The sequence below is a fragment of the Variovorax sp. RO1 genome (assembly GCF_002849325.1).
In the GTDB taxonomy this organism is placed as follows: domain Bacteria; phylum Pseudomonadota; class Gammaproteobacteria; order Burkholderiales; family Burkholderiaceae_C; genus Variovorax.
The window spans coordinates 2,015,214-2,037,344 of the sequence record NZ_PKMT01000001.1; the positions used below are offsets into that span (position 1 = coordinate 2,015,214).

Consider the following 22,131-nt stretch of genomic DNA (forward strand, 5'->3'; position numbering starts at 1 on the left):
ACCATGCGATTGGAACGCAGCCGGCGCGCAAAACAAGTCCGCGCAGGGCCAGACGTGAACAAATGGATGCCGATACTGTTGCAGAAGACGTGCCAGCGCGGCGGGTGCGAAAGCCGCCTTCTGGCGCAGGAGGGGTCCTACTGCTTGTTACCGGCCGCAGCTTCCCGAAGCATCGGCTGGCGCGCCAGCACCTCGTCGCGCAGACCGTGGTCGCGCACGTGGCCGGCCTCCATGAGGATCACCGTGTCGAAGCGGTCGAGCAGGCTCAGCCGGTGCACCGAGGCGATCACGCAGGCCTGCGGAAACGCCGCCGCGATGCGCCCCAGCACGCGCGCTTCGGTGGCGGCGTCGAGCGCGCTGGTCGGCTCGTCGAGCAGCAGCAGCGAGCTGCCCTCGGCCGCGAGCACGCCGCGCGCCAGGCACAGCCGCTGGCGCTGTCCGCCCGACAGGTTGAAGCCGCGTTCCGAGATCGCGCTGTCGAGGTCGCCGCGCGTGGCCTGCAGCACCTCGTCGAAGGTGCTCGTGTGCAGCGCGGCGCGCAGGCGCTCGTCGTCGCAGGGGCGGCCGAAGGCCAGGTTCTCGCGCACGCTGGCCTCGAACAGCTCGGTCTCCTGCGGGATCAGCGTGGCAAGCTGGCGCAGCCGCGTCCAGTCGGTCGGCACGCCGTCGAGCGCCAGCGTGCCGCCGTGCGGCGCATACAGGCCGGCCAGCACGCGCAGCAGCGTGCTCTTGCCGCCGCCGCTCGGGCCCACCAGTGCCACGCGCTGGCCCCGGTGCAGCGAGAGCGCCACGTCGTGCAGGCCGCTGCGCGTCGGTTCCGCCGGGTCGTCGGCAATGGTGCCGCCGCCGCGCGGGGCGTGGCGCCATTGCAGCTGTTCGACCTGCAGCTGCATCCACGGCGCTCCAGCGTCGATGCGTTCATGCGCCGGCACTTCTTCGGGCGGGGCCTCGAGCGTGGCGCTCGTCGGCGCGTGCCAGATCGGCTCGGCGCTGCTGTAGTCGGTGTGCATGCGCGCAAAGAAACTGAAGTTGGCCGCCACCGACGTGACGACGCCCGCCGCCTGCTGCGCGTACTGGTAGATCATGAACACCGCGCCCAGCATCACGGCCTGGCCCGGCGCGCGCGCCTGCCACACATAGATCACCACCAGGCCCCAGGTCAGCGCCAGACCCATCAGGTCGACCGCGAACCACTTGCCTTCGTTGAGCACCACGGTGCGTTTCAGCGGCAGCGAAACGGCCGCCATGCGACGGCGCAGCAACAGGCGCGACGCGCCCTGCAGCCGCAGGCCGATGACGGTCGAGGCGTTGCCCAGAAAGTCGAGCAGCGCGGCCACATAGCGGCGGTCGGCGTCGTTCTCGGCGCGCGCGAGTTTCATGAGCGCGCGGTCGATGCGCACGATCACCACGCCGATCAGCACATAGCCCGCGAGCGCCGTCACGCCGCTGGTGCGCGACAGCAGCGCCAGCGCCACCAGCGGCCCGACGAAGTTGACCGCGTTGGTGAGCCAGATGAACTGGTTCTGCGCGAAGTCCGCGAGCGCGCGGCTGGCCTGGTGCACGCGGTGCTGCAGCTCGCCCGAGTGGTGGCTGTCGTGCCAGGCGAGCGGTGCGGCGGCGATGCGCGCATAGAGCTGGTCGGCCAGCGTCTCGCGCACCTTCAGGCCCACGTTGCGCTCGAGGATGCGGCCCGGCCCGTGCAGCGCCCACGCGCCGACGTACACGGCCGCGAGCGTCGCGATCCAGCGGCCCGCCGTGGGCAGGTCGCCGCGCTGCAATGCGTTGATGGCCTGGCCCGCGAGGTAGGGCAGCGAGAGGCGGATCAGCTGCGAACTCGCGAGCAACGCGGTGGCGCCGAGCAGCTGCGCACGCGCACCCGCGGCGAAGTGCCACAGCGCGGCGTAGAGCGCACGGATCGCGCGGCCAGGGGATTCGGTGGAGGTGGTCGTCGTGTCTGTCATGCGTGCGCGTCAGCCGGCCTTGCGGAAGGTGAGGTTGATGCGCTGCGCGCCGAGCTGCGCCTCCAGCGGATGCGGCATGTCTTTCAGCGGCAGCACGCCATGAAAGCGCAGCCGGTCCACGCCGCCCCACACCACCACGTCGCCGTGCGTCAACGGAATGCGCGCGGTCTTGTCGGCGCGTGCGAGCCCGCCGAACTGGAACACCGCCGGCATGCCCAGCGACACCGACACGATCGGTGCGCCGTGGTCGCGCTCGTCGCGGTCCTGGTGCAGCGAGAGCCGGCTGCCCGGTTGGTAGCGGTTGACCAGGCAGGCGTCGGGCGCAAAGCCGTCGAAGCCCGCCAGCGCCGCCGCGTCGCGCGCCAGCAGTGCGAAGGCCTCGGGCATCGCGGGCCAGGGCGTGCCGCTGTCGGGGTCGACCGCGCTGTAGCGGTAGCCGCGCCGGTCGCTGGTCCAGCCGAGCGCGCCGCAGTTGGTCAGCGCGACCGACATGGTGAAGCCGCCCGGCGTGACCAGGTGACGGAACGGCGCGCGCGCGGACACGTCGGCGATGGCCGCGAGCAGCGCGTCGACGCGCGGCAGTGCAAAGCCCGGCAGCACGAAAGCGGCCGGACCGATCGGCTCGCGTGCGGCGCGCGGCGGGGCGTCGAAAAGGTCGAACGTCATGGGCGCATTGTCGCCAGCGACAGGGGCGGTTCGGACCGTGGCCGGCGCTTGCAATGCATTCAAGCTGTCACAAAGCGTCACTAGCATTCCGAGCACCAAAGCAGTACCTGGCACCGGCCCGGCGCCTGCGATTCCTCCTTCGTCACAGGACCCGGCATGTCTCGCGTTGCTCGGTCACGGTGGGTGTGTGTCTTGACCCTGATCCTCGGAATTCTGTCCCTCGCGGCCGTGTCGCATGCCGGCGAACCTGCGCCTTCGCCCGATGCGGCGGGGCGCATCGCCTTCGACCTGCCGGCCCAGCCGCTGGCCACCGCCGTGCAGGTCTATGCGCAGGCGACGGGGCAGTCCGTGTTCTTCGACGGGCAGCTCACCGCCGGCCTCGAATCCGCGCCGCTGCACGGCGTGTTCACGCCGCGCGAGGCGCTGCAGCGCCTGCTCGCCGGCACACGGCTGGCCGCGCGCCACACCGATGCGCGCACCTTCACGCTGGTCGAGGCCGAGGCGGCGCCGCCCGTGGTTGCGACGACGCCGGCCGCGCCCGCCGCCCCCGCCATGTCCCCGCGCGACGCGCGCGTGGTGCAGCAGGCGCTGGAGCACACGCTGTGCCGCTGGCCGCATGCGCGCCCCGGCACCTACCGCGCACTGGTGCAGCTGTGGGTCGGCCCCAGCGGCCATGTGCGGCGCACGCGGCTGCTCAGTTCCACCGGCCTCGCGCAGCGCGACGCCGCACTCGAGGCCGCGATGAACACGCTGGTGCTCGACCGCCCGCCCGAAGGCGAGGCCGACCAGCCGCTGACGGTGCTGCTGCTGCCGCGCACCGGCGACCGCCCCGACATCTGCGACGCGGCCACGCCCGCTGCGCTTCCCTGAGCACGCCGTGGAACAGGACACCCCCGGCTTTCTGCGCAGCCTGCTGACCAGCCGCTACATCGAGTTCCGCAACCGGCTGCGTCGCCGCCTGGGCTCGGATGAGCGGGCCGACGACGTGCTGCACGAGACCTGGCTGCGCGTGCAGCGCATGAGCGACCCCGGCCCGGTGCAAAGCCCGATGGCCTACCTGCTGCGCATCGCGTCGAACGTGGCCGAAGACCGGCGCATCTCCCACGGGCGCCTGCTCGACTTCGTCGAGGTCGAGGAGCTGCTGCACTTTTCCGACGACAGCCACGACCCGGCCCGCGTCTCGGAGGCGCGCAGCGAGGTGCAGGCGCTGGAGCGTGCGCTCGAAGAGCTGCCGCGCCGCCGCCGCGACATCTTCATCGCCTCGCGCGTGGACGAGACACCGCATGCCGATCTGGCGCGGCGCTACGGCGTGTCGGTGCGCATCGTCGAGCGCGAAGTGAAGGCCGCGCTGGTGCATTGCGCCGGTCGTTTGGGGCGCGATGTGATTCAGAGGTTCGGTCCCGGTGCGGGAAAACAGTCTGAGAAAACATGATGGCTGTTCCCACCCCGACCGACCGCGAACGCACCGTGCTGGAAGCGCAGGCCCACGACTGGCTCGTGCGCCTGACCTCCGGCCGCGCGACCACGGGCGATGCGCAGGATTTCCGCCGCTGGTGCGCCCGCAGCCCGCAGCACGCGCAAGCCATGGCCGACGCGACGCGGCTGTGGGACCTGACCCGACCCGCTGCTGAAGCGGTGGCGCGGCGCATGCCCGCCATGGACGCAGTACCACCGCGCGCAGCCATCGCCGTGTCGCGCCCGCCCGCGTTCGGCCGCCGTCAGTTCCTCGGCGCCGCGCTCGCGGCCGGTGCCGCCGCCTTCGTGGTTGTGCGCCCGCCCGCCGGCCTGTGGCCTGCGCTGTCCGACATGACGGCCGATTACCGCACCGGCACCGGCGAGCAGCGCCGCGTGGTGCTGGCCGATGCGGCCGCGGTGGTCGAGATGAACACGCAGACCAGCCTCAACCTCGCGCGCGGCGCCGAGGGCGAGCCGCCGGTGCTCGACATGCTCGGCGGCGAGGCGCAGGTGCTGCTCGACGCGGCGCGGCGCACGCCCTTCACCATGACGGTGGGCGGTGCACGCCTCGTGGCCGCCGCCGCCAGCCGCTTCAACGTGCGTGCCACCGGCGGCGAGGTGTGCGTGACCTGCTTCGCGGGCTCGGTCGAGCTGCGCGATGGCGAGCGTGTGCTGGTGGCCGGCGAGGCGCAGCAGATTCGCTACGGCGGCCGGCGCGAGGCCGAGGTGGCGCGCGCGCCCGATCTCGCGGCCGTGGGCGCGTGGCGCGAGCGCGTGCTGGTGTTCGACGACACGCCGCTCGCGGCCGTGGTCGACGAGATCAACCGCTACCGCCCGGGGCGCCTCATCGTCACGCGTGCCGAGCTTGGTCAGCGCAAGGTGCAGGCGCGGCTGCGGCTGGACGAGCTGTCGCGTGTCGAAACGCTGATCGCTGCAAGCTACGGCGCGAAGCTCACGTCGCTGCCTGCCGGCATCGTGCTGCTCGGATAGCCGCGCTCTGTGACGCGGCTGTGAAAAAAGCAGCGCTTCGTCTTCGTTCGCAAATTCTCCCGAACTTTCGTGCCGCGCGTGTCGGTCGCATCCCGTGAGCCCGGTCTCTTCTCCAGAACGGTTTTTCTCTGGGGTATGACATGAGCAACAAGACATTCCGCCGCGCGCCCGTCGCGCACGCCGCCGCCCTCGCGCTGGCCATGGCGGGCCTGGCGGGCAATGCAGAGGCGCAGCGCGCCTTCAGCGCCGCATGGATGGCGCAGAAGAACGTGGCGCAGGGCACGGCCGCGGTCACGGGCTACCTGCCGAACGGCACGCCGGCCTCGACGCTGACGAACCCGCTGGCGCAGCAGCAGAAGGCCAGCGAGCAGCTGCGCCAGTCGCTCGGCAACCTGGGCCTTGCGGCGCAGGCGATTGCCGCGCAGCAGGCCGCACAAGCCGCGGCACGCGCCGCCGCGCAGAACGATCCCTCGGTGCCCGACGGCCTGGCCGATGGCGGCCTGAAGGTCGACACGAATTCGCTGAGCGCCGGCTGGCTCAATGCCCGCGCGCTCAATCGCGATTCGCAACAGCAGGTCAACGGCCGCACCGTCGTCACCGTGGAGCAGACGGCCGACAAGGCCATCCTCAACTGGGAGACCTTCAACGTCGGGCGCCACACCACGGTCGATTTCAGGCAGCAAGCCGACTGGGCCGTGCTCAACCGAGTGAACGATCCGAAGGCGCGGCCGTCGCAGATCCAGGGCCAGATCAAGGCCGACGGCACGGTGCTCATCGCCAACCGCAACGGCGTGGTGTTCAGCGGCACCAGCCAGACCGACACGCGCAACCTCGTGGCGGCAGCCGCCCACATCGGCGACGACCAGTTCAAGGCGCGCGGCATCTATTCGAACGACACCACGCCGAGCTTCACCACGGCGAAGGACGACCTGGGCAAGGTCGAAGTGAAGGCTGGCGCGCGGCTGACCACCAAGGAGCCCGGCTCCGTCACGCAGGGCGGCGGCTACGTGCTGCTGCTCGGCAAGGAAGTGGCCAACGCCGGCGAGATCGCCGCGCGCAAGGGCCAGGTGCAGCTCGCGGCGGGCGACAGCTTCGTGATCCGCAAGGGCGTGGGCACCGAGGCCAACGCGTTCTCGACCACGCGCGGCAATGAGATCGCGCCGCAGTTCGTGGCCGACAGCACGTCGGGCAAGGTGAGCAACACCGGCCTGCTCGTGGCGCGCGAAGGCGACATCACGCTCGCGGGTCGCGAGGTGCGGCAGGACGGCGTCGCGCTCGCCACGTCCACCGTGTCCGCGCGCGGCACGGTGCACCTGCTGAACTCGGCCGCCGACACGCGCGGCAACGTGGCGCTGGGCAGCGGCGCTGTCACGGCCGTGCTCATCGAAGACGACGGCAAGGCCAGCGCGTTCGACAGCCAGCGCGATGCGCTCCTCAAGGAATCGGCCGCGCAGGACACCGCGCGCGCGCTCGTGCCGCCGGGCCTCTTCGACAACCTCTCGCGGCTGTCGGACCGCCGCGACCAGTCGCGCATCGAGATCGTCTCGGGCGGCGACATCCGCTTCGAGGGCGAGTCGCTCACGCTCGCCACCGGCGGGCAGATTGCGGCCAGTGCCACGCGCCGCAGCTTCGTGGCCGACAAGGCGCGGCTCGACGTGTCGGGCGCGGTGGGCGTGAACGTGTCGATGGAGTCGAACAACGTCAAGGTCAGCGTGCAGGGCAATGAAATGCGCGACGCGCCGCGCAACCGCGAGAGCGGCAAGCTCTTCAACAACGACGTGTGGATCGACCGGCGCAAGCTCGTGCGCGTGGCGCCCGGCGTGGGCGGCTACGAGGGCGAGCGCTGGTACGCGGCGGGTGGCCTGCTGGAGGTCGGCGGCTACCTGGGCAACCAGGGCCACGGCGTCGGCGAATGGGCCGCGCAGGGCGGCACGGTGGTGCTGGGCGGCAGCGAGGTTGTCACGCAGGCGGGGTCGAAGGTCAACCTGTCTGGCGGTTCGCTGAACGTGCAGACCGGCGTGATCTACCAGACCTGGCTCAAGGGCAGCGACGGGCGCCTGTACAGCCTGGACAAGGCCCCGTCGGACCTGTTGTTCGACGGTGTCTACAAGGGCTTCGAGGCCGCGCACGTGCGCTGGGGCAAGGCGAACACCGACTATTTCTACAACCCGCTGATCGCGCCGCAGCGCAAGCTGGAAAACGGCTACACCGTCGGGCGCGATGCGGGCCGGCTGGTGGTGAGCGCACCGACGGCGGTGCTCGAAGGCGAGATCGTGGCCGAGGTGTTCAACGGCGCGCAGCAGACACGCGCACGCGACGCCGCGCTGGACGACGGCTACCGCCAGTCGCAGACGGCGGTGGCGCGCGGCGGCGTGCTGGCGGTGGGGCGCTACGGCGCGCAGGGCCGCATCGACCTGTTCGACACCGACGTGCGCTTCGGCGACGTGGCACCGATCACGCAGCAGATGGCCGCGGCCGACGCGCTCGCTGCCGAGCGCATCAACACGCTGTGGCTCGATGCGGCGCACCTGAATGCGCAGCACCTGTCGGTGCTCGACATCGGCACGCGCGGCAGTGTGACCACCGAGAAGGCGCTCACGCTCGCCGACGGCGGGCGCATGAACCTGCTCGGCGCGTTCATCGACATCGGCGCCGACGTCACGGTGCGCGGCGGCACGCTGGAGGCCGGCAATGTCTTCACGTCGCCGGTGGCAGGTGCGCAGCCGCGCGTGCTGGTGAAGGACGTCGATTCGTCGCTCACCGTGCGCGACGGCGTCACGCTCGACCTGCGCGGACGCCGCGTCGACATCGGCACGGCGCCCGAAGACTCGGCAACGCTCGCGGTCATCGACGGCGGCACGGTGCGACTCGAATCGACGCACGGCGTGACGATCGGGCAGGGCAGCCTGATCGACGTGTCGTCGGGTGCCGCGCTGCTGGCCAAGGGCAAGCCCAAGGGCGGCAAGGGCGGCAGCGTGGCGCTGGTGGCCGACGCGGCCATCGCGGGCCCCGAAACGAAGGGGCGCCTGTCGCTGGGCGGCGAGATCCGCGGCCATGGCGTGAACGGCGGCGGCACGCTGAAGCTCGAAACGGGCAACGCGCTGCTCATCGGACCCGACCCGGCAACTTCGGATGCAACGCAGCTCGTGCTCGACGCGTCGCGCCTGCAATCGGGCTTCTCGACCTATGACCTCAACGGCCACGCGGGGCTCACGGTCGCGCCGGGCGCGCAGCTCGACGTGGTCATGCCGGTCTACCGCATCGCGCCCGGCGTCGGTGCCGACCATGAAGGCGGCATCGCACTGCAACTGTGGACCCCGCCGCTGCTGCAGCAGGACACGGTGAACCGCCAGGTCGTGCAGCGCCAGGGCGCCGACCTCGTGCTGCGTTCGCAGCGCCGCAACACCGAAGGCGGCAACCTCGCCATCGGCGCGGGCGCGGTGGTGACGGTCGACGCGGGCCGTTCGATCCAGCTGCTCGGCGGCGGCAAGAGCGGCTTCGTGGTCGACGGCCGGCTCAACGCCTGGGGCGGGCGCATCGGCATCGACATCGAGGCCCCGGCCTTCACGATGCCGGAGAGCCCGTCATTGCAGCCGCATCAACGCTCGGTGTGGATCGGCGAGGGCGCGGTGCTCGACGTGGCAGCGCGCGCACAGACCGGCATCGACGGCGACGGCCGCCGCTACGGCACGGTGCGCAACGGCGGCACCATCTCGATTGGCGGCGGGCTCGACTGGGAAGCGAAGGGCGCGGCCAACGCACCCGACCTCGCGATCGTCATCCGCCCCGGTGCGGTGCTCGATGCCTCGGGCAGCCACGTGCGCACCGACGTGCCGGCGGTCGGCTCCCTGTGGCGCGAACTCGACGTGGCCAGCGACGGCGGCACCATCGTGCTGAAGTCGGCGCACAGCTTGTACCTCGACGGCACGCTGCGTGCCCATGCGGGCGGCGCGAATGCGGCGGGCGGCACGCTCGCGGTGGCGCTCGAAGCCCCGGTGTTCTCGAAGTTCTTCGCCGCCGACGACGCCGTGCGGCAGGCGCGCGAGCTGGTGCTGTCGCAGACGCAGCAGCCCAGCGGATTGCCCTCGACGCTCCAGCCGGGCCACGCCGACGCGGCACTGGCCTACGGCAAGGGACGCCTCGGTGTGGACCAGGTGCGGGACGGCGGCTTCGGCAACCTGTCGCTGCTGGTCAACGGCCTGCTGAGCTTCGACGGCAACGTCGACCTCACCACGGCGCAGAGCCTGCGCATCTACGCGGGCAGCTTCGCGCTGGCCGACAGCGCGGCGACCGATTCGAACGTGCGGCTTGCTTCGTCTTATCTGCGGCTGGCCGGCGTGACCGGTGCGCCCACGAAGGACGGCGAGGTGGTCTACACCACCACCTGGCGCCACGGCGCATCGACGCGCGTGAGCGAGGCGGTGTTCACGGCCGAGGCCGACCACATCGACATCCGCGACCGCGTGGGCTTCGGCGCGCACGGCGAAATCGCCATGACGGCCGGCCCCGCGCTGGTGGTGGACCGCCGCGGCTTCGATACGGTGAACATGACGAGCCGCGGCGACCTGCGCCTGCTCGGCGGCACGCCCGCGCTCGGCCTGCTCGGCGCGACCACGACCGAGCTGGCGACGATGGGCGACCTCACGCTCACCGCCGCGCAGATCTACCCCGCGACCGGCGCCAATGCGCAGATCCGCGCGGGCTACGACACGGGCCGCGTGCTCGACATCCGGCGCCAGGTCGAGGGCGACGTGGCCATGCCGCAGTCGGCGTTCGGCATCCTGGCGCTCGGCGGCGACACGGTGCGCCAGGGCGGCATCGTGCGCGCCCCGCTGGGCAACCTCATCGTGGGACAGGACGGGCGCAGCACCTACGAGGCGCGCGCCAGCCTGGTCGATCTGCTGCCGGGCAGCATCACCTCGGTCAGCGGCGCGGGGCTGGTCATGCCCTACGGCGGCACGACCGACGGCATCGGCTACAGCGTCGCGGGCAATGCCATCGACAAGCGCGCCATCGGCAGCAGCGGCATCTTGCTCACGGGCGACAGCGTGGTCGGGCATGCCGGCGCGGTGCTCGACCTGTCGGGCGGCGGCGAGCTCACGGGCGCGGGCTTCGTGAGCGGGCGCGGCGGCTCGGTCGACGTGCTGCGCACGCCGCTGGCCAATGCCAACCCCGCCAACACCTTCAGCAAGGCGGGCAACGGGGTGTACGCCATCGTGCCGGGCTTCCAGGGCGGCTACGCGCCGGTGTCGCCGGACGCGGGCGCGGGCGAGCCGGCCATCGGCCGGCAGGTCACGCTCGACCACGACGTGGGCGGGCTCAAGGCCGGCACCTACACGCTGCTGCCGTCGACCTACGCGCTGTTGCCCGGTGCGTTCCGCGTGGAAGTGGGTGCACAAAGCGCGCTGCCCGCGACGCCGCTGCCGGCCGGTTACGGCTCGTACGTGGCGAGCGGCTACCTCGGCGTGGCGAACACGGCGGTGAAGTCGTCGCTGGCGAGTTCGCTGGTCGTCACGCCGGCGGCCGTGGTGAAGCAGCACGCCACCTACAACGAGATGGGCTACGACGCCTTTGTGGCGGCCGATGCGGCACGCCGCGGCGGCGTGCGCGGCGAGATCGCGGCCGACGCGCGCAACCTGCAGCTCGACTACTTCTATTCCAAGCCGAAGGACGGCGTGTCGATGCTGCAGTTCGACGGCACGGCGCTGTTCAACCCGGCGGCCGGCAGCGCAGGCTTCGGCGGCACGCTGTCGGTGACGGCCGTCGCCCTCGAGGTGACGGCGCCGGGCGCCGGACGCACGGCCGGGTTCACGGGCGCGTCGGTGCAGTCCGACCAGCTCAATGCCTTCGGCGCGCCCCGGATGATCGTGGGCGGCCGGATCGATCTGCCCTATGCCGACAACTACGCGACCTTCAAGTCGAACACCGGTCACATCGTGGTGCGCAGCGGCGCGACCTTGCGCGGCGCGGAAATCTTCCTCGTGGCCGGCGGCTACGGCGACGGCATCCAGGTGGAGCAGGGCGCATCGCTGAACACGCTGGGCGCCGGCGCGCCGGCCTACGACTCCACCGACGGCGTGGTGTTCTCGCCGGACCGTACCGCGGTGCTGGGGCTGTCGAACGGCTGGATCAACCTGATGCCGCCCGTCGCCGAGGCCACGCCCGTCACGATCCAGGTCGGCGCGTGCCCGAGCGGTGCGTGCAGCGGCCAGACCACGCTGTACGGCGAGGGCACGCTGGCCGTGGCCACGAACCGCTCGTTCACGATGGCCGACAACGTGCGCTACGGCGCGAAGAACCTGCTGCTGGCCGTGTCCTCGGTCAACCTGGGCAGCGACGCGGCGCTGCAGCAGGCCTCTGCCAACGGCCAGCTGCCGTCGGGCCTGTCGATGAACCAGGGCATCCTGGCGAACCTGCTGGCCGGCAACAAGGGTGAGGGCGTGCCCGCGGTCGAGACGCTGGTGCTGAACGCGCGCGAATCGGTGAACATCTACGGCGCGGTGTCGCTGGACACGCTCGACCCCACCACCGGCGTGTCGTCCATCGAGCGGCTGGTGCTGGGCACGCCGGCCATCTACGGCTACGGCGGCGCGGGCGACACCGCGAAGATCACGACCGGTGAATTCATCTGGACCGGCCTCACGCCGCGTCCGCCCGGCAGCGGCGAAATCTTTCCCGGCGAGAACGCACCGGGCGGCGCCATCGGCAGCCTGCTGGGCCACGGCACGCTCGACGTGTCGGCCGCGCGCATCGTGCTGGGCCACGCGCCCAACACGCAGCCCGACGCGGGCTTCTCGGCAGACCGGCTCGCGCTGGGCTTTGGCACCGTCAACCTGAACGCGAGCGAGCGCATCACGGCGAACGCGAAGGGCACGCTGGGCGTGTACGAGCAGCAGGGCGCGTACGTGACCGGCAAGGGCTACGACTACAGCGGCGGCCAGCTGAACCTGCGCGCGCCGCTGCTCACCGGCGAGGCCGGCTCGAACAACCGCATCACGGCAGGCGGCGACATCGTCGTCAGCGCACCGGCAGGCGCGCAGCCGACCGGCGACGTGCCACTGGGCGCGCAACTGGCGCTCACGGGCCGCAACATCACTATCGACGGCACGGTCGGCCTGCCGTCGGGCAAGCTGCAGCTCACGGCCAACGGCGACGTGACGCTGGGCGCGGGTTCGCGCATCGACCTCGCAGGCCGCGCCGTCAAGTTCTTCGAGCAGACGCGCTACAGCCGCGGCGGGGATCTCGAAGTGACGAGCACGGCGGGCAACATCGTGCAGGCGGCAGGCTCGGTGATCGACCTGTCGGCCACGCACAACCGCGGCGGCACGATGCAGGCGACGGCGCTGGGCGCCGGCGCGGGCCGCATCGACCTGGGCGGACGCATCCTCGGCACGGCCAGCGGCGCCTACGACGCGGGCGGCACGGTGGTGCCGTACGACGCAGCCGAGATCAATGTGCGCGGCCAGACCGTGGCCGACTTCGCGGGCCTGAACACGCGCCTGAACGAAGGCGGCGTGACCGGCGCGCGGCGCTTCCAGATCAAGCAGGGCGACCTCGCCATCGGCGACGAAGTGAAGGCGCGCGTGGTCGAGGTCACGGTCGACGGCGGCAGCCTCACGGTGAACGGCCGCATCGACGCGAGCGGCTTCCAGCCCGGCGCGATCCGCCTTGCGGCCAAGGGTGACCTCACGGTGAACGGCACGCTCGACGCGCACGCCACCGGCCTGCGCGTGGACAGCTACGGCAAGATCATCGACAGCCCGAACCGGGCCATCGTCGACCTCACCAGCACGCAGGGCACGCTGACCCTGGGCGGTGGCGCGGCCATCGACCTGCGCGCCGGCACGGCCGTGAGCGCGGCGCAAGGCAACGACGGTGCATCGCGAGGAACGCTGGCACTGAACGCGCCGCGACGCGGCGACAACGACGTGGCGGTGAACGTCAACGGAACGCCCGCGATCCAGGGCGCGAAGACCATCGCCGTCAACGCCTTCCGCACCTACACCGACGCACCGCTGGCGGACGCGCCCGACGTCACGGGCCACGTGCCGCAGCTCATCACGCAGAAGTACCTCGACGAGATCGACGGCCACAGCAGCGCCTTCATCGACAAGGCGCTGGCCAACACCTCGCTCTCTGCGCGCCTCGCGGGCCTGGGCAGCTACCACCTGCGCCCCGGCGTGGAGATCGTCAGCCAGACGGCCGACGGCGACCTCAGCGTGGTCGGCGACATCGACCTCTCGGGCTACCGCTACGGCCCGGGTGCGAACCGCAACGACCCGGCGCGACGCGGCTTCGGCGAGCCCGGCGTGCTGGTGATCCGCGCGGGCGGCAACCTCAACGTGTACGGCAGCATCAACGACGGCTTTGCGCCGCCGCCGGCCACGCCCGACGACAAGGGCTGGTACCTCACCGAGCAGCGTTCGAAGTTCGGCACGCCGTTCACGCCCGACGGCGGCGACATCGTCGTGCCGATCGACGGCGTGGTGCTCGACAAGGGCACGGTGTTCCCGAAGAACGCACTGCTCAACTACGACGTGCCCGCCGAAGCCACGGTGCTGCCGGCCGGCACGGTGCTGCCGGTGACCGTGACGCTGGGCGCGGCCTACACGCTGCCCGCCGGCACGGTGCTGCGCGCCAACGTCTACTACGCCGACGGCAGCATCCGCCTGAAGGCGGGCACGGTGCTGGGCGAGGCCGTGGTGCTCGACAGCGGCATGCAGCTGGGCGCAGGCACCGCGCTGCGCGGCGAAGCCAGCGTGCAGGCGATGGTGTGGCCCAAGGGCGTGCGCCTGCCGGTCGCGATGAAGGCCGACGGCACCATCGCGCTGGCGCGCGGCGCGCTGATTCCGTCGATGACCGACGTGCAGTTGCTGAACGACGCGCCCGTCAACCTGCGGCCCCAAGTCGACGGTGTGCAGGGCAGCAACTGGGCCGTGGCGCCGATGCTGGGGCAGGGCGCGACGAGCTGGAGCCTGCAGCTCACGGCCGGCGCCGACCTGGACTCGGCCGACCGTCGCGCGGTCGACCCCGCCAAGCACGGCGCGCTCATCCTGGCCGACAGCCACGCGATGTACAACGTCAGGCTCACGCCGGGCGGCAGCGGCTTCGTGTGGGGTCCGAACGGGCCCATGTGGGGCCACGACGAGGGAACGCCGCTGGACCCGCTGGATTTCGAGGCGGGCTACTGCGACTGGGGCGGCGAGGGCACCTGCAAGGTCGATCCGGCGCGCCTCTCCTATTTCTGGGGGCCCAACGGCGCCGACTGGGACCCGAGCTTCGTCGAGGGAACGCCGGTCTCTCCGGAATACGTCACCCTCTGCGAGTGGGGGCCGGGCATCTGCACGACGGTCATCAACCCCGTCAAGGACGTCACCAAATACACGCCGCTGTCGCCGATGTTCAGCGTGCTGCGCACCGGCACCGGCGACCTGGGCCTGGCGGCGGCCGGCAACTTCGTCATGGAGTCGCCGTTCGGCGTCTACACGGCCGGCACGCGCTCCGCGCCGCTGCTCGATGCCAACGGCCTCGACCCGTTCAACCTGCCGCGCGGCAAGGCGGTCGGCGGCTCGGTGATCGGCCCGCAGACGGCGAATTACGACGCCGCGCTCGCGGCCTACCAGGCCTGGTACCCCGAGCACGGCGGCAACCTCGACATCGCGGTGGGCGGCAACGTCGTCGGCGACGTCTGGGGCCACTTCGCGGGCGAGCGCGCCCAGGCGCCGAGCGCCGCGGTGGGCAGCTGGCTGTGGCGCCAGGGCTCGGGCACGGCCCTGGCCGGCAGCGACCGCATCGCGACGGCCTGGTGGATCAACTTCGGCACCTACGCGCTGTCGGCCGGCCAGCAGTTCAGCACCGACAGCAGCCCGGAGCCCTACCTCGTGGGCTTCACCGGCATGGGCACCCTGGGCGGCGGCAACCTCACGCTGCGCGCGGGCGGCGACGCGGGCGTCACCACACGGCTGGGCGAAGGCCAGATCTGGCAGCGCAGCGAAGCCATCGTGGCGGCGGTCGGCAGCACGGGCCGTGTCGATGCGAACGGCCAGCTGACGCTCACGGGCGGCGGCGACCTGCAGCTGCGCATCGGCGGCGTCGTCAATCCGAACCTGGCCGCGGCGCAGTACGCGAGCTACGGCGTCAACTCGCAGTACCAGGACCTCAACGGTGCCCTGGTCAACCTGCGCGGTGCGGCCCACGTGTCGGCCTCCGCCATCGGCGGCATCGAGCTGCGCTACCGCAAGGCCGAGCGGTCGATTCCGGGCCAGGAAGGCGATGCGATGGACACGCGCCCGATCAACCCCTTCGTCCCGACCATCGGCATCGGCAACGCGGGCATCGTGGTCGTGCCGGGCGATTCGGCGATGTACCTGGACACGCCGGGCGACCTGGTGCTCACGAGCGTGGCCGACGCGGGCCGCGCGCGGGTGCCGAACAGCTCGGGCTTCAAGCTCGGCGGCACCGAGTACGGCATCGGCCAGGGCTGGTTCACGCTGTGGACCGACCGCACCGCGATCAACCTGTTCAGCGCCGGCGGCAACCTCACGCCCGGCACCGACCTGGCGAACCTTCAGCCCAGCGGCCGGTACCTCGGCAGCATCAACATGAGCGACAACGTCACGGTCTATCCGTCGATCCTGCGGGCGACAGCGGCCTCGGGCAGCCTGTACTACGGCTTCTCGGCCACGCCCGCCACGCAGGCGCCGGGCCGCGCGATGGTGCTCGCACCGTCGCCGTCGGGCGCGCTCGAGTTCCTGGCCGGCAACTCGCTGTTCGGCGGCGGCTACCCCGTAGGCATGTCGGGTGCGGTCACGCCGCTGCCCACGCCGTGGGCGCCCGCGTTCGTCGGCTACGACGGATCCCAGCGGCCGGTGGTCTACAACACCAGCCCGGAGGGCTCGGTGACCGGGTCGCTCGGCGTGCCGAACTACGGAGAGGTCGACCGCTATCCGCTGTTCGCCTTCGGGCCGGACACGCTGGGCAGCCGCGCGCTGCACGCGGCCGATGCGCCGCCCTCGCTGTTCTATGCGGTCAAGGGCGACATCCTGGGCCTGGCCAGCGGCACGGCGCGCAAGGTGGATTCCAGCGGCCAACCCGTGCCCGAGACCTGGTATCGCTCGGCCGCACCGGCACGCATCCGCGCCGGGCGCGACATCGTTGGCACTGAGGCGCTGATCGTGAACAACGACCCGCGCGACGTCTCGCTGATCGAGGCCGGACGCGACATCCTGTATGCGAACGTGCAGGTCGCGGGCCCCGGCGCGCTGGAAATCTCGGCCGGCCGCCACATCACGCAGGACGACCGTGCCAGCGTGGTGAGCCGCGGCGCGCTGGCCGAGGGCGACACGCGCCCCGGCGCGAGCATCGCGATGATGGCGGGCATGGGTGCCGCAGGTCCCGATTTTTCGGCCATCGCCGACCGCTACCTCGACCCCGCGAAGCGCGCCGAGTCGGGCCCCGGCCAGTCGCTGGCGAGCCAGCCGGGCCGCGTGGTGAAAACCTACGACACCGAACTGGCCGCATGGCTCAAGGAGCGCTACGGCTTCGTCGCCACCAGCGCCGACGTGAAGGACCCGGGCAGCGCGCTCGCGTACTTCAAGGCGCTGGCGCCCGAACAGCAGCGCGTGTTCCTGCGCGGTGTGTACTTTGCCGAGCTGCGTGCGGGTGGCCGTGAGTACAACGACGTGGACGGTCCGCGCTACGGCAGCTACCTGCGCGGGCGCGGCATGATCGCCACGCTGTTCCCCGACCTCGACGCGGCGGGCCAGGAGATCGTGCGCACCGGCGACATCATCCTGTACGGCCCCTCGGGCGTGCACACCGACTTCGGCGGCGACATCCAGATGCTCGCGCCGGGCGGGCAGATCGTGGTGGGCGTGCAGGGCGCGGTGCCGCCGGGCAGCGCGGGCGTCATCACGCAGGGCATGGGCCACATCCAGCTGTTCAGCGAAGGCAGCCTGCTCTTGGGCCTGTCGCGCGTGATGACCACCTTCGGCGGCGACGTGCTGGCCTGGTCGGAGCAGGGCGACATCAACGCCGGCCGGGGCTCCAAGACCACGCTGGTCTACACGCCGCCCAAGCGCGTGTACGACAACATCGGCAACGTGAAGCTGTCGTCGCAGGTGCCCAGCTCGGGCGCCGGCCTGGCCACCTTGGCGCCCATCGCCGAAGTGCCGGCGGGCGACATGGACTTGATCGCGCCGCTGGGCACCATCGACGCCGGCGAGGCGGGCATCCGCGTGTCGGGCAGCGTGAACCTCGCGGCGCTGCAGGTGGTGAACGCGGCCAACATCCAGGTCAAGGGCCAGTCGGCCGGCCTGCCGGTGGTGGCCTCGGTGAACGTGGGCGCGCTGAGCAATGCCAGCGCCGCGGCCTCGCAGGCCACGGCGGCGGCGCAGGACGTGATGCAGCGTGAACGCGCGGCGTCGCGCCAGAGTCTGCCCTCGGTGTTCTCGGTACGCGTGCTGGGCTTCGGCAACGAGCCCGCCGACGGTGCCGCGGCGCCGTCCGATGCGGGCCGTGCCACGGCACGCCCGGTGGGCTACGACGAGACCAGCCCGGTGCAGGTGCTGGGCCGCGGGCCGCTGGGCGATGCGCAGAAAACGAAGCTCACGGCGCAGGAGCGGCGCTTGTTGGGGCAGTGAGCGGGCAGAGGTCGTGCATGAAATTTTTGTGACAAACGGCAGTCGCGGGCGCGCCGTTTCGTCTTGGATTGATAGCTCTCACGACATCGCACCTCCATGACCTCTTCTTCCGACACGACCCGCGGCTGGCGCCGCCTGCGCCTGGCGCTCGGCTGGTTCGGCCTCGGGCTGTCGGCCGCCGCGGCGCCGCTTGCGGCATCGGCGCAAACACAAACGCAGGTGCCGCAGCACTGGATCAGCTACGCCAACCTGGCGAGCAACCAGCTGCAGTCGTCGCTCAGCGACCCGGCCAGCGAGACCGTGGTGCGGCTGCACACGTGGATGCAGGACCGCATGCTGAAAGAGGGCCAGCCCGTGCCGCCCGCGCCGGTGGTGGTGCGCGTGTGGGTCGCGGGCAGCGGCAAGGTCGAGCGCGTGGCCTTCGATTCGTTGGGCGATGCGCAGGCCGACACCGACCTGCGCGCGCTGCTCACCGCACAGCCGCTGGCCGAGCCGCCGCCGCGCGACATGCGCCAGCCGATGGTGCTGCAACTCACGCTCAGCTTTGTCGCGCGCACCTGACCGATCGCGCCGCCGCTTGATCTGCGCGGCGCTGCTGGGCCTTGCGGCCGTCGCGCCGCTGCACGCCGCCATGCCATGGCCCGTGCCGGGGCTCGCGGCATTGGTCAAGGCCTACGGGCCGGCCGTGGTCCACATCGGCGTGGAGCGGCCGTCGGTGCCGGCGCGCCGCTTCAGCGACCGCTGGCTGTTGCGCGCACCGCCGGCCGAGGCCGACGACAGCAGCCTGGGCAGCGGCTTCCTCGTGAGCGCCGACGGACTCATCCTGACCAACGCGCATGTGGTGGCGCACGGCACGCAGATCCGTGTGAAGCTGCCCGACCGGCGCGAGTTCCAGGCGCGGCTGATCGGCCTCGATGCGCTGGCCGACGTGGCGCTGCTCAAGATCGACGCGACCGGTTTGCCCACGGTGCGCATCGGCGACCCGGCGGACACGGAGCCCGGCGACGGCGTGGCGGCCATCGGCTCGCCCTACGGCTTCGGCAACTCGGTGACGGCCGGCATCGTCAGCGCCAAGGGGCGGCTGCTGCCGGGGGCGGAGTCGATGCAGTTCCTGCAGACCGACGTGCCGATCAACCCCGGCAACTCGGGCGGGCCACTGTTCAATCTGCGCGGCGAGGTGATCGGCATCAACTCGCGCATCTACAGCCGCAGCGGCGGCTACCAGGGGCTGTCGTTCGCCATTCCCATCGACGCCGCCATGCGCATCAAGGACCAACTGCTGGCCACCGGCACCGTCACGCGCGGGCGCATCGGCGTGGCTGTGCAGGAGGTGGGGCAGGCGCTGGCCGACACCTTCCGCCTGCCGCGCCCGGCCGGCGCGCTGGTCACCGACGTGGAGCCGCGCGGCGCGGCGGCGCGGGGCGGGCTGAAGACCGGCGACGTGATCCTGTCGGTGCAGGGCCGCGAGGTGGTGCAGGCGGCCGATGCGCTCGGCTTCATCGCCGAGCAGGTGCCGGGGCAGCGCGCGCGCCTGATGGTGTGGCGCGACCGCGCCGAGCACGTGGTCGAGGTGAAGGTGGAGGGCTACGACACACCGCGCCTGCAGGGCGATGTTGCTGCTTCGATGCCCTCACGTCTGGGCTTCGCGGTGCGCCCGCTGGCACCGGCCGAGCGGCAGTTTTTGCGCGTGGAGGGCGGGCTGCTGGTGCAGCGCGTGAACGTGGCGGCGTCGCGCGCGGGCGTGCAGCCGGGCGACGTGATCCTGGCGCTCAATGGCCAGCCGATCGACAGCGCCGAAGCCTTGGCCCAGGCATTCGATGGGGCCGACGGCACGGCGGCGTTGCTGGTGCAGCGCGCGGGCGCGCGGATCTTCGTGCCGATCTGCGCACGGGCCGGGTCGCCGAAGTGTTGAGTGCCAACGTGCAGCGTCATCCGAACGTCATGCTGCGAACCTAGCATCCGCTTCGACATGCCCCCGGGCCGTGGCTTTCGCCGGGCGTATCGAACTCATGCGGCATGCACCTCTTTCCTTTCCTCTTGTCTCCTTCGCCTGCCTCGCGCTGGTCGCCTGCATGACCGGCCCGTGGACGATCGCTCGCGCGCAGTCCGACGCGGCGCCGCGCCGGCCGCACGAAACGCGCATCGCCTTCGACATCGCAGCCCAGCCGCTGGCCGCGGCGCTGGAGCAGTACGGCCGCGCGACCGGGCTGCCCGTGTTCTTCGATGCCGAACGCGTGGCCGGACGCCATGCCGCGCCCGTGCACGGCCTGTTCGATGCGCAGGCCGCACTCGATGCCTTGCTCGCGGGCACGGGCCTGGTCGCCGACGACGCCGGCGTGGGGGCCACGACCGCCTTCGTGCTCCGGCTCGCACCGACAACGCCCGCGCCGGCACGGCCTGCCGATGCGGTCCAGGCCGCGCCCGCCAACGTTGACCGCGGTTACGACGGGCTGGTCCAGACCCGCATCTGGGAAGCCTTGTGCGCGCACCCGCGCTCGGCGCCGGGCGGCTACCGCGCCGCGATGCGTTTCGTGATCGATGGCACCGGCCGCATCGCCCATGCCTTCCTGCTGCACACCAGCGGCGACCGTGTGCGCGACGACGCGATCCTCGATGCGCTGCGGCAGTTGCGCATCGATCGCGCGCCGCCGCCGGACATGGCGCAGCCGCTCACGATGCTGATCCTGCCGCGCTCGCAGACGCTCGGGCTCGAATGCCCGGTGCGGCACTGACGCATCGCCATGCCCGAGAACGCGCTGCCCGCATTGCGCGACTTTCTGGTCGCGCGCTACGACGAACTCAAGCAGCGGCTCGCGCGACGGCTGGGCAACGCCGAGCGTGCGAGCGACGCGTTGCAGGACACCTGGCTGCGGCTGGAAAGCCGCGACGACATCGACGGCGTGCACGACCCCGCCGCTTACCTGCTGCGCGTGGCCGTCAATCTGGCCTACGACCAGGTCGCGAAGCAGGGGCGCCTGGCCACGTCCGACGAGATCGAGGCGCTGCTCGACGAAACGCCCGACCCCGCGCCGGGGCCCGCACAGATCGCGCAAGACCGCGCGGAGCTGGCCGCGCTGCGCGCACTCATCGAGCGCCTGCCGCCACGGCGACGGCAGGTGCTGGTGATGGTGCGCTGGCAGCACCTGCCGCAGCGCGAGGTGGCGGCGCGGCTCGGCATTTCGCTGCGCACGGTGGAGAAGGAACTCAAGGAGGCGCATGACCACATCGCCGCCCGCATGGGTCGAACGCCCGAAGCGAAGGAGCCGCATGACAAATAAAGTGCGGTTCACCGCCTCGAGAGCCGTCTCATGGGTATGCGACATCTTTCAACGCGCACGGGTTGACGCCCCGATGACCCCGCCCGATGCACACGCCCAGGCCTTGCGCGAAGCGCAGGCCTGGCTGCGCCGGCTGTCGTCCGGCGCGGCCACGCAGCACGACGTCGAGGGCTTTCGCCGCTGGCGCGACGGCGACCCGCTGCACCAGCCCGCGCTCGCGCAGGCCCGACGCCTGTGGCAGGCGCTCGACCCGGCCATCGGAGGCATGCCGGCCGAAATTCAACGGCCTTCCGTGTCGTCGCCGCGACCCGTGGCTGCGCGCCGCGCGTTCCTCGGTGCGGCAGTGGGCGCGGCCGGCGCCGCGGGCGTGGCGGTGGTTTCTCCGCCGCTGGGCCTGTGGCCGTCGCTCGGCGAGTGGAACGCCGACTACCGCACAGCCACCGGCGAGCAGCGCGCGGTGCAGGTGGCCGAGGGCGTCGACCTGACGCTCAACACGCAGACCAGCGTGCAGCGCCGCAGCGTCGAGGGCCGCGTCGTCGGCATCGACCTGATCGCAGGCGAGGCAGCGGTCGACCTCGTGGCCGGGCCGCAGCCCTTCGGTGTCGTGGCCGGCGCGGCCCGCAGCGAGGCACAGGCCGGTCGCTTTGAGGTGCGCTACCTCGCGGGCCGGGGCTGCGTGACCTGCCTCGAAGGGCGCGTGCGCGTCACGCATGCGAGGGGCACGCGCGAGCTGCAGGCCGGCGAGCAGGTGCTGTACGACGCAGGCTCGCTCGGGCCGGTGGCGGGCGTGGCCACCCGGGAGCCTTCGGCCTGGCGCAGCGGCGTGCTGGTGTTCCGCCAGACGCCGCTGGCGCATGTGATCGACGAGATCAACCGCTACCGGCCGGGCCGCGTGGTGCTGCTGGCGCAGCGCCTGGCCGGGCGTGAAGTCAGCGGGCGTTTCGCCATCGCCTCGCTCGACACGGTGCTGGTGCAGATCCAGCGCTCGTACGACCTCGATGCGCGCGCGCTGCCGGGCGGCGTGCTGCTCCTTAGCTGATGAATGTGACAGCCTGATTGGCCCTCGCGTGCGCTCAGGATTGGTCCAGAAAGTTAGCGGTTTTGTTTGCGTTCCCCGGTCTGTCCCGTAAGGGGCACGGA

The 22,131-nt window shown here is 71.8% G+C and carries 11 protein-coding genes; 9 read left to right on the forward strand and 2 right to left on the reverse strand.

Annotated elements, in window-relative coordinates; translation table 11 throughout:
- Positions 1-137 precede the first annotated feature (137 nt).
- Both CY658_RS09725 and alkB read right to left on the reverse strand, forming a co-directional pair.
- Entirely contained in the window at positions 138-1,961 is a 1,824-nt protein-coding gene (locus CY658_RS09725; RefSeq protein WP_101489907.1) for an ABC transporter ATP-binding protein, read from the reverse strand.
- Positions 1,962-1,970: 9 nt separating this feature from the next.
- Complete coding sequence (gene alkB, locus CY658_RS09730; RefSeq protein ID WP_101489908.1) at positions 1,971-2,627, reverse strand: DNA oxidative demethylase AlkB; 657 nt, start codon at positions 2,625-2,627, stop codon at positions 1,971-1,973.
- 192 nt (positions 2,628-2,819) lie between these two features.
- Here alkB and CY658_RS09735 point away from each other — a divergent pair, with 192 nt between their 5' ends.
- The 9 genes from CY658_RS09735 to CY658_RS09775 all read left to right on the forward strand — a co-directional run bounded on the left by CY658_RS09735 (position 2,820) and on the right by CY658_RS09775 (position 22,030).
- Positions 2,820-3,497, forward strand: coding sequence for an STN domain-containing protein (locus CY658_RS09735; RefSeq protein WP_101489909.1), 678 nt, complete (start codon positions 2,820-2,822; stop codon positions 3,495-3,497).
- Between the two features lie 7 nt (positions 3,498-3,504).
- Entirely contained in the window at positions 3,505-4,059 is a 555-nt protein-coding gene (locus tag CY658_RS09740; protein WP_099790409.1) for an RNA polymerase sigma factor, read from the forward strand.
- Positions 4,059-5,072, forward strand: a complete 1,014-nt coding sequence (locus CY658_RS09745) for a FecR family protein (RefSeq protein WP_219589577.1) — start codon at positions 4,059-4,061, stop codon at positions 5,070-5,072. The genes CY658_RS09740 and CY658_RS09745 overlap by 1 nt, the downstream gene beginning before the upstream one ends.
- 140 nt (positions 5,073-5,212) lie before the next feature.
- A complete protein-coding gene (locus CY658_RS09750) occupies positions 5,213-17,713 on the forward strand; it encodes a filamentous haemagglutinin family protein (protein ID WP_101489911.1) in 12,501 nt (4,166 codons plus the stop codon).
- A gap of 96 nt (positions 17,714-17,809) precedes the next feature.
- Positions 17,810-18,274, forward strand: coding sequence for a hypothetical protein (locus CY658_RS09755; protein ID WP_101489912.1), 465 nt, complete (start codon positions 17,810-17,812; stop codon positions 18,272-18,274).
- Positions 18,275-18,290: 16 nt separating this feature from the next.
- Entirely contained in the window at positions 18,291-19,625 is a 1,335-nt protein-coding gene (locus CY658_RS09760) for a trypsin-like peptidase domain-containing protein (RefSeq protein WP_257884803.1), read from the forward strand.
- A gap of 160 nt (positions 19,626-19,785) precedes the next feature.
- A complete protein-coding gene (locus tag CY658_RS09765) occupies positions 19,786-20,445 on the forward strand; it encodes a TonB C-terminal domain-containing protein (protein ID WP_180838906.1) in 660 nt (219 codons plus the stop codon).
- A 9-nt stretch (positions 20,446-20,454) separates the two neighbouring features.
- On the forward strand, positions 20,455-20,991 hold the full coding sequence (locus CY658_RS09770; protein ID WP_101489914.1) for an RNA polymerase sigma factor: 537 nt from the start codon (positions 20,455-20,457) through the stop codon (positions 20,989-20,991).
- Positions 20,992-21,064: 73 nt separating this feature from the next.
- Positions 21,065-22,030, forward strand: a complete 966-nt coding sequence (locus CY658_RS09775; RefSeq protein WP_101489915.1) for a FecR family protein — start codon at positions 21,065-21,067, stop codon at positions 22,028-22,030.
- Positions 22,031-22,131 lie beyond the last annotated feature (101 nt).